Raw genomic sequence first — 13,589 nt, 5'->3', positions numbered from 1 at the left:
CATCGGTTTGAAGGGCTGTATAAGAATAAGGGGGGATTGCCGCTTCTGTTTCAGGCTTCGGAGAAAGCACGTTAGAAGCAACTCAGCGTCATTGGAAGGGGCTATTTAAAATAATGCTCCTTCAGAAAGGCAGCCTGTGCGTTGCCCGGAAAACGCTTGTCCATTTCATCTCTGAACGACTGGCGTACTTCTTCGCGCTCTTCATAATTGCCAGCTTTATCTAATTCACGTTGAAATCGCTCCTTGATAGAATAATCTTCATCTGAACCACTGAATAATTTGTTTAACATAATTTTTACCTCCTGATTAAAAAATGTAGTAAAGGTTTGATCTGGTTAAAGATTTTCCAGATGATAGGTCGCGATAATATATTCAACATTTTCGTCTGAATAGCCATATTTGTCGCGCATTCCATCAGCAAGATCCTGGGCTTTTTCACGCCAGCGTTCCCGTTCATCACTTGTACGGGAATTTGCTGCTTTGCGTACATATTTCTCTGCTTTTTCCTTGTACTTGTACCAGTCATCTGATCCATTTCTTAATGCCATAATAGTTTCCTCCTTGATTGAAAAATAGTTTGTCCGGGATTATCCGGAAGGTGTCGAGAAGATTTGCAATTGCTTTATCTCTGTAATTACATAGTATCCTACATTTGAAATTATGTCTAAGGTGTGTTTGGAGTTGAATTGCCCTTGACATCCTGGTGTGATTCGAGTTTATCCAACATAATACGCATACTTGTGTTGAGAGAAGTAATATTGGCTTTAAAAATAGCAAATTCGTTTGTGTATTGAGGATAATAGTTTGTACAATAGGATGCCAGAGGAATAATGAAATCATCGGTTTCTTTTATGTATTTTCGCATTCGTTCAAACGAAAAAGTATATAAATTGGTGCTATTGTGCAGCCTGTCACTTAATTTGATGAGAGCAGCACGGCTGTTTTTTTCTATTTTTTGAAAATAGATACTAAGTTCATAATCATTTAATCCGGATTTTTTAGTGAGTAATAAAATAATATCAAGAATATCCGGCGACAGATGATATTCGGTAATGAGTTCCTGGCCTTTTAAAGGAAGCTTATCACTACAGTCTTCGAGAATATCGTGCAATAAAGCAGCGGAGAGAATGGTGTCATCATCAATCCCATAATTAATAAGAGTGCTGCAGACTTTTAACGGATGGACGAAATAAGGAAGACCATCTTTTCGATACTGTCCTTCATGAAGACGCCGGGCTAAGGAAAGAGAGATTAAAGTCTGGTTTAAATTTTTTGCTACGGCAAATCCTTTGATAAACATGTAAGATTTGATATACTTTTCCGTATCCTTTTCATTAAAATGATCGTTTAGTTTGATGTTTTTTTGTTCTTTTTGCATGGCATAATCCTCCTTTTTGAAAGTTTATAGCACTTTTTTTTCAGAAGAAAAAGAGGAGATTTGAAACTGAATTGCCATTGTCAGATAGAAGAGATGATGATAGGGTGAATGTAAGTTAATTAGTTGTAAAATGGTTTAGATAATGGAGGAAAGCGTTATGAAATATGTGGTACTTGATTTAGAAATGAATGATGTTTCTGAAAGCTATAAAAAAGCGTGTAGATTATGTGGAAAAGAAACCATTGAAATAGGAGCTGTATTGTTAGATGAAAAGTATCGGGAAATAGGAAGTTTTGTTACGCTTGTAAAGCCGGAATTTAATACCAGAATTGAAAAAAGATATGAAAAGCTGACGGGGATCAAAACAGATATGATAGAAACAGCACCAGGATTTTGTGATGCATTAAATATGTTTTTTAGCTGGTGCAATAGTGTACAGGATAAAATTCAGATTATTCAATGGAGCGAAAATGATTATATTCAAATTTCCAGGGAAATCAAATTAAAAAGCTGTATGCTTACAAAAGAAAATGAAATGTACATAAGTGAAGAATGGTTGGATTTCCAGAAAGAATATGGACGAACACTGGGAGTTGACAGAAATATTTCTTTAAAAGATGCGGTTATGTTTGCAGGTGAAGAGTTTTTGGGACATCAACATGATGCACTTATAGATGCACGGAATACGGCAAAGTTGCTGGAAATTGTACGGAATGAAAAGAAATGTAACCAGGCGCTGAAAAATGTAATGGAGGCTTTAAGACCGAAAGAAGAGTTCTCGATGAAAGATTTCTTTGATTTTTCGTCATTGGGAGTATTTATTTAAGATATTACATATTGCTAAAAGAAATGTTCCATGCGGGAAAGCAGAGAACATTTCTTTTTAGAATAAATTGATTATTTCTGACCACGAAGTCTCTTCTCACGGATATCAGCAATGGCTGTATAAAGTACATCGGATGAAGAGTTAAGTCCTGTCTCGCAGGAATCCTGGATAACTCCGATGATGAATCCTACACCGACTGCCTGCATGGCAACATCATTTGGAACACCGAAGAGACTGCAGGCCATAGGAATCAGTAATAAGGAACCGCCGGCAACTCCGGAAGCACCTGCGGCACTTAAGGCAGCCAGTACACAAAGTACGATCGATGTAAGGAAGTCTACATGTATACCCAGTGTGTGTGCGGTAGATAATGCCATAACCGAGATTGTAATAGCAGCACCTGCCATGTTGATGGTTGCTCCAAGTGGGATGGAGATAGAGTATGTATCTTCATCCAGTCCGAGTTTTTTACAAAGCTCCATGTTAACCGGAATATTGGCAGCAGAACTTCTGGTGAAGAATGCTGTGATAAAGCTTTCTTTCAGACAGGTAAATACCAGCGGGTAAGGATTCTGTCTTGTGAAAATGAATACAATAATAGGATTGATAATGAAGATGACAACTGCCATACTTCCTACCAGTACCAGGATCAGTTTTCCATAAGAAAGTAATGCATCGAGTCCCTGTTCGGAAATAGTTGTAAAGATCAGTCCCATGATACCAAATGGCGCACAGCTGATGATCCACTGAACAGCCGTAGCCGTAGCATCGGAAATGTTCTCAAGTGCGTCTTTTGTTCCCTGATTCGCATGCTTTAATGCGATTCCGAAGATAACAGCCCAGAAAAGAATACCGATGTAATTAGCATTAACGATGGAATCAACCGGGTTCTTAACGAGATTGTTCAAAAGATTGGTCAGCACTTCTGCGATTCCACTTGGAGGTGTGATATCAGTAGAAGAGGCTGAATCTGTAAATGTCAGTGTTACAGGGAACAACCTGCAAGCGATAACTGCAATAAATGCTGAGACAAGGTTACCGACCATGTACAGGATGATGATGAATTTTAAATTGGTCTTCTGACCGGACTTCATGTGACAGAGTGCACTCATAACCAGGAAGAATACCAGAAGTGGGGCGATACCTTTTAATGCTCCGACGAACATGGTTCCAAGGATTGAGATTACGGATGCCTGAGGAACAACAAGACCAAGGATCAGTCCGATGATCAGGCCGCAGATGATTCGTTTGATCAGGCTGATGCTGTTCCATTTTTTGATTAAATTTTTCATTGTTTCTTTTGGCAGGAGTGATGATGGCAGAATACTGTGGGATTTGTAGACTGTGAATCAGGATTCCTGCACCCCTCTCTTTCGTTTTTTACTTTCACAAGCATAAATAAAATTATACACGATAGAATTATGAAAGTAAATGATAATTTTGGTATAAAATGCCAATAATAACGCGAAATAAATGTGAAAAACTTGTCAAAATAAACAAAAAATAAACAATTAAAGGTTGTATATAGCAAATAAGAGTGCTATAATAACATCTGTTAGTACGAGATTGCCATCTGGGGAGATGGTATGTTTTTGGGAGGTTATATAATATGCAATTGAATAATGATGGTCTGATGTGGGCACTGGTAAAGGAAAAACCTGAGGAAGGACTCTGGATGAAGAGAGTACCGATTCCGGAAGTAGGACCAAATGATGTGAAGATCAAGATTCACAAGACAGCAATCTGCGGAACAGATGTACATATTTATCAGTGGAACGACTGGGCACAGCATACGATTCCGGTTGGCCTTACAGCAGGACACGAGTACGTTGGAGAAATCGTAGAAAAAGGAGAAGGCGTACAGGGATTTAAGATCGGGGATCTGGTATCCGGAGAAGGACACATTACATGCGGAAAATGCCGTAACTGTCTGGAAGGACACAAAGAGAACTGTAAAGATGCAAAAGGTGTTGGAGTAAACCGTAACGGAGCATTTGCAGAATATCTGGTAATTCCATCAAGTAATGTATGGCCATGCAATCCGAATATTCCGGAAGAAATGTATGCAATCTTCGATCCATTTGGAAATGCAACACATACCGCACTTTCTTTTGATGCGCTCGGAGAAGATGTGCTGATCGCAGGAGCAGGTCCGATTGGATGTATGGCAGCTGCAATCGTAAAATTCTCAGGAGCAAGACATGTTGTGGTAACAGATATGAATCCATACAGACTGGAACTTGCTAAGAAGCTGGGAGCAACAAGAACTGTAAACTTAAAAGAAGAAAAGCTGACAGACGTCATGAAACAAATCGGAATGACAGAAGGATTCGACGTAGGACTTGAAATGTCCGGATCACAGATCGCACTGGATGATATGATCCACAATATGAAGCATGGCGGACATATTGCACTGTTGGGATTACAGAGAACAGATGCAAAAGTAGACCTTGAGACAGTGATTTTTAACGGATTACACCTGAAGGGGATCTATGGACGTAAAGTATGGGATACCTGGTATAAGATGTCTACCATGTTACAGTCAGGTCTGGATATCTCAGATATCATTACACATCATTTTGATATCAAAGATTATGAAAAGGGATTTGAGGCAATGATCTCAGGAAATTCAGGAAAAGTAATTCTTGACTGGGCACATGTTAATGACTAAATAGAAATTGAGAGGTTAAGAAAATGGCACGTAAAGATGATATTTTAAGCATTTACACAAAAGAAGTAGAAGGAATCAAAGAAGCAGGGCTTTTTAAAGGAGAGGCACCATTTGTATCTCCTCAGGGAGCAAGAGTGAAGATGGAAGACGGAAGAGAGCTTCTGTGCATGTGTGCGAATAACTACCTTGGACTTGGGGATAACCCGAGACTGATCGAGGCCGCTAAGAGAACATATGATGAAAAAGGATATGGAGTTGCATCTGTACGTTTCATCTGTGGAACACAGGATATTCATAAGAAACTGGAAAAGAAGATCTCAGGATTCTTAGGAACAGATGATACGATCCTTTATTCTTCATGTTTTGATGCAAATGGTGGATTATTTGAGACAATCCTGACAGCAGAAGATGCAGTCATCAGTGATGAACTGAACCATGCATCTATCATTGACGGAGTGCGTCTGTGTAAGGCAAAACGTTTCCGCTATAAGAATAACGATATGGAAGATCTGGAAGCAAAATTAAAAGAAGCAGATGAGGCCGGAGCAAGAATCAAACTGATCGCTACAGATGGTGTATTTTCAATGGATGGAATTATCTGTAACTTAAAAGGCGTATGTGATCTGGCTGATAAGTACAATGCACTTGTGATGGTTGATGACAGTCATGCAGTTGGATTCGTAGGAAAGACAGGCCGTGGAACAGCAGAATACTGCGGAGTTGAAGGACGCGTGGATATCATCACAGGAACACTGGGAAAAGCACTCGGAGGAGCATCAGGCGGATATACATCCGGACGTAAAGAAATCATTGACCTGTTAAGACAGAGAAGCCGTCCGTACCTGTTCTCTAACTCTCTGGCACCAGCAATTGCCGGAGCAAGCCTTGAGCTTTTTGATATGTTAGAGGAGAGCACAGAGCTTCGTGACCATCTGGAAGAAGTAACTGCATATTACAGAAAACAGCTGGTAGACAACGGATTTGACATTATCCCGGGAACACATCCATGCGTACCTGTTATGCTCTATGATGAGAAGACAGCAGCAGAATTTGCAAAACGCATGATGGAAAAAGGTGTGTATGTAGTAGCATTCTCTTATCCGGTTGTACCAAAGGGAAAAGCAAGAATCCGTACACAGGTATGTGCAAGTCATACAAAAGAAGACATTGATTTTATCGTAAAATGCTTCATTGAAGTAAGAGAAGAGATGGGATTGAATAAATAATAATCGAAACAAATAATGAGAAAAAATGGTACGTAACATTTGAGAAAAGTGGTGCGTACCATTTTATATTTTGTGATATACTAAAAACAGCGCGAATTGCTTTCGCATTCTGCGTGAATGCGAAAGAAGATGCAGGCGTTATGACCTGTAAACTGCAGGGATCGTAGCCGGCATTTTCCAGAGACGTGAAAGGAGAGACTGAAAAATGGAAAGAAAAAACGCATGGAAGACATACAACGCTTCGCAGTTAGAAGAACTGGAGCAGATTAACAATCGTTATAAAATGTGTCTGGACACAGGAAAGACGGAAAGAGAGTGCATCCGTCTGGCTGTAAAAGAGATTGAGAAAAAAGGTTATAAAGATCTGAAAGATGTGAAAGGCGGACTGAAAGCCGGAGATAAGGTATATGCGGTATGCATGGGAAAAAGTATCGCAATGTTCCAGATCGGAAAAGAGCCACTGGAAAACGGTATGAACATTCTTGGAGCACATATCGATTCACCAAGAATTGATGTAAAACAGAATCCATTATATGAAAATGAAGAGCTTGCATATCTGGATACACATTATTACGGCGGCATCAAAAAGTATCAGTGGGTAACACTTCCACTGGCACTTCACGGTGTGATCGCAAAGACAGACGGGACAATCCAGGAGGTAAATATCGGAGAAAAAGAAGATGATCCGGTATTCGTAGTGACAGACCTTCTGATCCATCTTGCCGGAAAGCAGATGGAAAAGAAAGCAAGCGTGGTAATCGAAGGAGAAAAATTAGATCTCCTGATCGGAAGTCGTCCGCTTGCAAAAGAAGAGGGGCTGGATGAAAGCGAAAAAGAAGCTGTAAAAGCTAATGTTATGAAGATTTTAACAGATTATTATGACATAGACGAAGAAGATTTCCTTTCAGCAGAACTGGAAATCGTACCGGCAGGAAAAGCCAGAGACTGCGGAATAGACAGAAGTATGGTGCTTGCTTATGGACAGGATGACAGAGTATGTGCATTTACCTCATTATTTGCCATGCTGGATGTAGAAGAGGTAGAACGTACTTCCTGCTGTATTCTGGTAGACAAAGAAGAGATCGGAAGTGTAGGAGCGACAGGTATGCATTCAAGATTTTTTGAAAATGTGGTGGCAGAGCTTGTTGTATTAACAGATGGAGAATCTGAACTAAAAGTACGCCGTGCACTACAGAATTCTAGAATGTTGTCGTCAGATGTAAGTGCTGCGTATGATCCGATGTATGCAGAAGCATTCGAAAAGAGAAGTGCGGCATTTTTCGGAAAAGGTCTGGTATTTAATAAATTTACTGGATCTAGAGGTAAGAGTGGATCCAACGATGCAAATGCGGAATATCTGGCAAAGATACGCCGTGCAATGAATGCAGAAGATGTCGCATATCAGTTCGCGGAACTTGGAAAAGTCGATATTGGTGGCGGCGGAACGATTGCTTATATTATGGCAAATTATGGTATGGAAGTCATCGACAGCGGGGTAGCCGTGATGAGTATGCATGCTCCTTGGGAGGTTACAAGCAAAGCGGATGTCTACGAGGCATACAGAGGATACAAGTCGTTTTTGCGTAACATTTAGAAGATAGAGTCGGATAACTGCACGGAAATGTATTTGATTTTAGACAATTGTGCAGATTGACTGAAACAAAGGGGAAAAATCGGCAGATTTATTGGTGAAAGTCTTGACGAAAACTGGTAAAAACAGTAAAATATGAAGTGCGACTTAGAAAATTTAGTTTTAGGAGGTCATGACAAATGGCAAAATGGGTTTATATGTTTACAGAAGGTAACGCAACCATGAGAAACCTTCTTGGTGGAAAAGGCGCTAACCTTGCTGAAATGACAAACTTAGGTCTTCCAGTACCACAGGGATTTACTGTAACAACAGAAGCTTGTACACAGTACTACGAAGACGGCAGACAGATCAATGACGAGATTATGGGTCAGATCATGGAAGCCATCGATAAAATGGAAGGAATCACAGGAAAGAAATTCGGAGATAAGAAGAATCCGCTTCTCGTTTCAGTTCGTTCTGGAGCAAGAGCTTCTATGCCTGGTATGATGGATACAATCCTGAACCTTGGATTAAATGAAGAAGTAGTTGAAACACTTGCTGAAGCTTCAGGAAATCCTCGTTGGGCTTGGGACTGCTACAGAAGATTCATCCAGATGTTCTCTGACGTAGTTATGGAAGTTGGAAAGAAATACTTCGAAGAGCTGATCGACAAGATGAAAGCTGACAGAGGTGTTAAGCAGGACGTTGAACTTACTGCTGAAGATCTGAAAGAACTGGCTAACCAGTTTAAAGCAGAATACAAAGAAAAAATTGGTGCTGATTTCCCATCTGATCCGAAGGAACAGTTAATGGAAGCAGTAAAAGCTGTATTCCGTTCATGGGACAACCCAAGAGCTAACGTATATCGTCGTGACAATGATATCCCTTATTCATGGGGAACAGCTGTTAACGTACAGATGATGGCATTTGGTAACATGGGAGATGACTGTGGTACAGGTGTTGCGTTTACTCGTGACCCAGCTACAGGAGAGAACGGTCTGTTCGGAGAATTCCTTACAAATGCACAGGGAGAAGACGTAGTTGCCGGTGTTCGTACACCAATGCACATTTCAGAAATGGAAGAAAAATTCCCAGAAGCATTCGTACAGTTCAAACAGGTTTGTGAAACTCTTGAAAAACACTATAGAGATATGCAGGACATGGAGTTTACTGTAGAGCATGGTAAACTGTACATGTTACAGACACGTAATGGTAAGAGAACAGCTAAGGCTGCTCTGAAGATCGCTTGTGATCTTGTTGATGAAGGAATGAGAACAGAGGAAGAGGCTGTTGCAATGATCGACCCTCGTAACCTTGACTCTCTGCTTCACCCACAGTTCGATGCAAAAGCACTGAAAGAGGCTACACCACTTGCTAAAGCACTTGGAGCATCTCCAGGAGCTGCTTGCGGTAAGATCGTATTCACAGCTGATGACGCTGTTGAATGGGCTGCAAGAGGAGAAAAAGTTGTTCTTGTACGTCTTGAGACATCACCAGAAGATATCACAGGTATGAAGTCTGCTCAGGGTATCCTGACAGTTCGTGGTGGTATGACATCTCACGCAGCCGTAGTTGCTCGTGGTATGGGTACATGCTGTGTATCTGGTTGCGGTGACATCGCAATGGACGAAGCTAATAAGAAATTTACACTTGCTGGTAAAGAATATCATGAAGGAGACTGCATCTCACTTGATGGTTCTACTGGTAATATCTATGATGGTATCATCCCAACAGTTGATGCAACAATCGCTGGTGAATTCGGAAGAATCATGGGATGGGCTGACAAATACAGAACTATGAAAGTTCGTACAAACGCTGATACACCATCTGACGCTGTTAAAGCTCGTGAGCTTGGTGCAGAAGGTATCGGACTTTGCCGTACAGAGCATATGTTCTTCGAAGGAAACAGAATTGATGCATTCCGTGAAATGATCTGCTCTGAGACAGAAGAAGAAAGAGAAGCAGCACTTGCTAAGATTCTTCCAGAACAGCAGGGAGACTTCGAAAAACTGTATGAAGCACTGGAAGGTAACCCGGTTACTATCCGTTTCCTTGATCCACCGCTTCATGAGTTCGTTCCTACAGAAGAGGAAGACATTAAGAAACTTGCTGACGCTCAGGGTAAAACTGTTGAGCAGATCAAGACAATCATCGACAGCCTTCATGAGTTCAACCCAATGATGGGACACCGTGGATGCCGTCTTGCAGTAACATATCCAGAGATTGCTAAGATGCAGACAAGCGCTGTTATCCGTGCAGCAATCAATGTAAAGAAAGCTCACCCAGACTGGAACGTAAAACCAGAGATCATGATCCCACTCGTTGGAGACATCAAAGAGCTTAAATATGTTAAGAAATTCGTAGTAGAGACAGCAGACGCTGAGATCGCAGCAGCAGGCAGCGACCTTGAGTACGAAGTTGGAACAATGATCGAGATCCCAAGAGCAGCTCTTACAGCTGATCAGATCGCTTCAGAAGCTGACTTCTTCTGCTTCGGTACAAACGACTTAACACAGATGACATACGGATTCTCTCGTGACGATGCTGGTAAGTTCTTAGACGCTTACTATGATGCTAAGATCTTCGAGAACGATCCATTTGCTAAGCTTGACCAGACAGGTGTTGGTAAATTAATGGAAATGGCTATCGAATTAGGTAAGCCAGTTAATCCAAACCTTCACGTTGGTATCTGTGGAGAGCACGGTGGAGATCCATCTTCAGTTGAATTCTGCAACAAGATCGGTCTTGACTATGTATCTTGCTCACCATTCCGTGTACCAATCGCTCGTCTTGCAGCAGCACAGGCAGCAATTGCTCAGAAGAATGCATAATTAGTTCTTAAGGACTGATAGAGAGCATAATTAGCTTATATAAGCCCCTTACATCGATTATGATGTGAGGGGTTTTTTAGTAGATGCCAAAGTATCTGTATATGAGTGAAAAATATATAGATACTTATTTTTTATATGTTATTATAGACGTATAAAGTGAGGGTGAATAAAAAAGGAGGCGATGTGATAGTGGGTGTATTAGATTTATTTAGAAAAAATAAAAATGATGAGCAGACAAAATGGGATAAAATGTGGGAATTGTGGGCGGAAGAACAAGCAGAATCGCCGTATGCAGAATTGATGACTTATCAAAGTGAAATTGATAATGGGGGACATGATCAATATTTTTTCAATATGGAAAATACAGGTGATCTGCAAAAAGAGATGAAAGTTTTAGATGCTGTTTTGCTGGAAAAGCTAAAGGACAATCTTCATGATGCATATAAAGCATACTTAGTGATAAGTGAGAAGGAGGATGATGAAAAGGCTGAAAATATAATAGAACAGTGTGATGATATATTTTATGAGAATGAAGATGAAGTGAATGATATATTGGAACGGTATGCTGATAAATTTTGAAAAATCATAATAGGAAGGTCAGGAGAAAGAAATGAACGATAAATGGCTTGATTTTGCAATCCGTATTCAAAGCATAGCACAGGCGGGGATTCAATACGGAAAAGATCAATATGATAAGGAACGTTATGAGGAGTTAAGAAAAATCGCAGCGGAAATGATCTCTGAAAAAACAGATATTTCAGTGGAAAAGGTTTATGACTTGTTTTGTAATGAGACAGGATATCAGACGCCGAAAGTAGATACAAGAGCTGCGGTGTTCATGGATGATAAAATTCTTCTTGTACATGAGAATAATGGAACCTGGTCACTGCCGGGTGGATGGTGTGATGTGGATCAATCTATTGCATCGAATACAGAGAAGGAAGTAAAAGAAGAAGCGGGATTTACTGTGAAAGCAGAAAAACTGATTGCTGTGCAGGACTGGAGAAAACATAATGTGACAAACTACGCTTATGGTGTTGTGAAAGCATTTGTTATGTGCCGGTACGAGAGTGGAAATTTTGAAAAAAATATTGAGACAACGGAGATTGCGTTCTTCGGAAAGGATGAAATACCGGATCATCTTGCAGTTGAAAAATGCACACGGGAACAGATTATAATGTGCTTTGAAGCATATGAAAAACCGGAGATGTCGACGTTATTTGATTAGTGTGTGTCTGAAAAATGCTTTCTGCAAGATAGCTCTTCCACAAATTGGAGGATGTAGATTGCGGGAATGTTTTTCAGACACATTTTATGATGAATCATATAATTGTTTGTGATATAATAGTTAGTGAAAACTAACTTGTTTTTGATGCCAAAGTATGAAAGAAGGAATTGGATATGAAATTTCAAGCAATGGGAGATCCACAAAATCCGGTGATACTATTTTTCCATGCCATGGGTGTGACGGGCGAAAGCAGCTTCAGGGTGGCGGAATATTTGAAAGAGAAGTATTTCTGCGTGATGCCGACATCGACGGTATATTGTCCGGGGCAGAATTATATAAGCAAGCAGGGAGAAATTCATCAGGTAGAAGATTATCTCCGTAAGAAGGGTATAGAGAAAATAGCACTTGTAGTTGCTTCGTCGATCGGGGCAGATCTGGGGCTTGCATTCCTTGCTCAGACAAAAATTTCGGTTGAACATACCTTCTTCGATGGCGGGCAGTTTGCACAGATTTCAAAGCCGGTAAGAAAAATAATGGTTCCGTTTTTGTATCTGGCAATTAAGAGTCTTTACTGGACGAAGGGAGCGACTCTTGGGAAAATTATGTGGTACAGTGATGAACGTATAAAACCGTATTTTATACAGGCAGGCAAGAATCTGCGTTATAAGAATCTGCAGAGACAGATGACGGACAGTCTGGAAGATAAGGAATTTCCTGAGCTGTCTGAGAAAATCCAAAGAACAATTTTCTTCGAATTCGGAAGTATAGAGGAGCATTATAAGTATCGTGAGGCTGTAAAAAAAGCATATCCATACGGTAATTTCCCGGTATTGGAAAATCACAACCATATGCAGATGCAGATACTTGATCCCAAAGAATTTGCAGCAATGTTGGATTCGATTATCTGTACGGGAAAGATTATGCAGGGAGAAGAATAATCATGAAAAAGCAGTTTTTTGAAACTGAAAAAGACGGTTTCTATGGAATCTATTATGAAAATCCAAAAGTTTCAGACTGTGCAGTCATTGGATTATTCGGAGATGATCCTAATGATTACATGGCAAAATGTGGTGCCAGATGGCTATGTGATTTATATAAAGATATATATGATTAATGTATATAGAGGATAAAAATAATGTAGAAATATACATGGAGCATTTTGTGTGGTAGTATGTAGAAAGAATAGTATTGGAAAGCACTTTGAACTTGTGAGAGTATAGAAGGATGAAAGGATAGCAGGATATGATTAGAGAATTACAAAAATCAGATATAAATAAAGTTGCAGATATATGGCTGGATACAAATATAAAGGCACATTATTTTATTCCTGCTCAATATTGGAAAAGTAATTTTGAATTAGTAAAAGAACTGCTATTACAGGCAACTGTTTATGTCTATGAGGATAATCAAGAAATACAAGGATTTATAGGGCTGAATGGTGAGTATATTGAGGGCATTTTTGTTTCTGATGAAAAGCAATCGCAGGGGATAGGTAAAATCCTGTTGAATTATGCAAAGGATAAAAGAAGCAAATTAATTTTGAACGTATACACAAAAAATACACGGGCGATATCTTTTTATCAAAGAGAAGGCTTTGAGGTTCAGCATAGTGGCTTGGATAAGGATACTGGTGAAAAAGATTTTGTGATGTCATGGAGCAGAAATTTATCGTTGCAAAGACTTCGCTAAATTCCAGTTTGCCGAAATATCTTTCTAACTTTCCCTATTTTACAGGCTTTTTAGCCTATTCCTTAGTGAAATGATATGTATTTTCCCTTATTTTTGCCCTTATGAGATAATCGTAAGGGAAATAAGGGAAAGTTTTATTTAGTCATTGCCTGCCACTTTATCAAGTAACC

The 13,589-nt window shown here is 39.9% G+C and carries 14 protein-coding genes; 10 read left to right on the top strand and 4 right to left on the bottom strand.

Going from position 1 to position 13,589, the window contains the following annotated elements:
* Positions 1-101 precede the first annotated feature (101 nt).
* From ACWJAF_RS11570 to ACWJAF_RS11560, 3 genes are all read right to left on the bottom strand, one after another.
* Positions 102-290 (bottom strand): hypothetical protein, encoded by a 189-nt coding sequence (locus ACWJAF_RS11570; RefSeq protein WP_448864106.1) that lies wholly within the window; start codon positions 288-290, stop codon positions 102-104.
* A 45-nt stretch (positions 291-335) separates the two neighbouring features.
* Positions 336-548: a hypothetical protein gene (locus tag ACWJAF_RS11565; RefSeq protein ID WP_448864104.1), complete on the bottom strand. Its 213-nt coding sequence runs from the start codon at positions 546-548 to the stop codon at positions 336-338.
* A gap of 116 nt (positions 549-664) precedes the next feature.
* Positions 665-1,378: an HD domain-containing protein gene (locus ACWJAF_RS11560; protein WP_448864102.1), complete on the bottom strand. Its 714-nt coding sequence runs from the start codon at positions 1,376-1,378 to the stop codon at positions 665-667.
* A gap of 157 nt (positions 1,379-1,535) precedes the next feature.
* On the opposite strand from ACWJAF_RS11560, the gene ACWJAF_RS11555 reads away from it, so the two are divergent.
* Positions 1,536-2,204 (top strand): exonuclease domain-containing protein, encoded by a 669-nt coding sequence (locus ACWJAF_RS11555; protein WP_448864100.1) that lies wholly within the window; start codon positions 1,536-1,538, stop codon positions 2,202-2,204.
* 71 nt (positions 2,205-2,275) lie between these two features.
* On the opposite strand, the gene sstT is transcribed toward ACWJAF_RS11555, so the two are convergent.
* A complete protein-coding gene (sstT, locus tag ACWJAF_RS11550) occupies positions 2,276-3,496 on the bottom strand; it encodes a serine/threonine transporter SstT (protein ID WP_448864098.1) in 1,221 nt (406 codons plus the stop codon).
* 317 nt (positions 3,497-3,813) lie between these two features.
* On the opposite strand from sstT, the gene tdh reads away from it, so the two are divergent.
* The 9 genes from tdh to ACWJAF_RS11505 all read left to right on the top strand — a co-directional run bounded on the left by tdh (position 3,814) and on the right by ACWJAF_RS11505 (position 13,419).
* A complete protein-coding gene (gene tdh, locus ACWJAF_RS11545) occupies positions 3,814-4,875 on the top strand; it encodes an L-threonine 3-dehydrogenase (protein WP_448864096.1) in 1,062 nt (353 codons plus the stop codon).
* A 23-nt stretch (positions 4,876-4,898) separates the two neighbouring features.
* Complete coding sequence (locus ACWJAF_RS11540) at positions 4,899-6,101, top strand: glycine C-acetyltransferase (protein WP_118224548.1); 1,203 nt, start codon at positions 4,899-4,901, stop codon at positions 6,099-6,101.
* 205 nt (positions 6,102-6,306) lie between these two features.
* On the top strand, positions 6,307-7,695 hold the full coding sequence (locus ACWJAF_RS11535) for an aminopeptidase (protein WP_448864094.1): 1,389 nt from the start codon (positions 6,307-6,309) through the stop codon (positions 7,693-7,695).
* A gap of 176 nt (positions 7,696-7,871) precedes the next feature.
* Positions 7,872-10,502 carry a pyruvate, phosphate dikinase gene (gene ppdK / locus ACWJAF_RS11530; RefSeq protein WP_448864091.1) on the top strand — a complete coding sequence of 877 codons (2,631 nt, stop codon included), beginning with the start codon at positions 7,872-7,874 and terminating at the stop codon, positions 10,500-10,502.
* Between the two features lie 189 nt (positions 10,503-10,691).
* Positions 10,692-11,081: a DMP19 family protein gene (locus tag ACWJAF_RS11525; protein WP_448864090.1), complete on the top strand. Its 390-nt coding sequence runs from the start codon at positions 10,692-10,694 to the stop codon at positions 11,079-11,081.
* A gap of 31 nt (positions 11,082-11,112) precedes the next feature.
* The gene (locus ACWJAF_RS11520) at positions 11,113-11,730 is read left to right on the top strand and encodes an NUDIX hydrolase N-terminal domain-containing protein (RefSeq protein ID WP_448864088.1); all 618 of its coding nucleotides are present in this window, start codon (positions 11,113-11,115) and stop codon (positions 11,728-11,730) included.
* A gap of 173 nt (positions 11,731-11,903) precedes the next feature.
* The gene (locus ACWJAF_RS11515; RefSeq protein ID WP_448864086.1) at positions 11,904-12,668 is read left to right on the top strand and encodes an alpha/beta fold hydrolase; all 765 of its coding nucleotides are present in this window, start codon (positions 11,904-11,906) and stop codon (positions 12,666-12,668) included.
* Positions 12,669-12,670: 2 nt separating this feature from the next.
* On the top strand, positions 12,671-12,844 hold the full coding sequence (locus tag ACWJAF_RS11510; protein WP_296032692.1) for a hypothetical protein: 174 nt from the start codon (positions 12,671-12,673) through the stop codon (positions 12,842-12,844).
* 128 nt (positions 12,845-12,972) lie between these two features.
* Positions 12,973-13,419 carry an N-acetyltransferase gene (locus ACWJAF_RS11505; RefSeq protein WP_448864083.1) on the top strand — a complete coding sequence of 149 codons (447 nt, stop codon included), beginning with the start codon at positions 12,973-12,975 and terminating at the stop codon, positions 13,417-13,419.
* Positions 13,420-13,589 lie beyond the last annotated feature (170 nt).

This window comes from Dorea sp. (genome assembly GCF_977044405.1).
The sequence above is the reverse complement of the archived record's forward strand: the minus strand, read 5'-3'. Positions and strand labels throughout refer to the sequence as shown.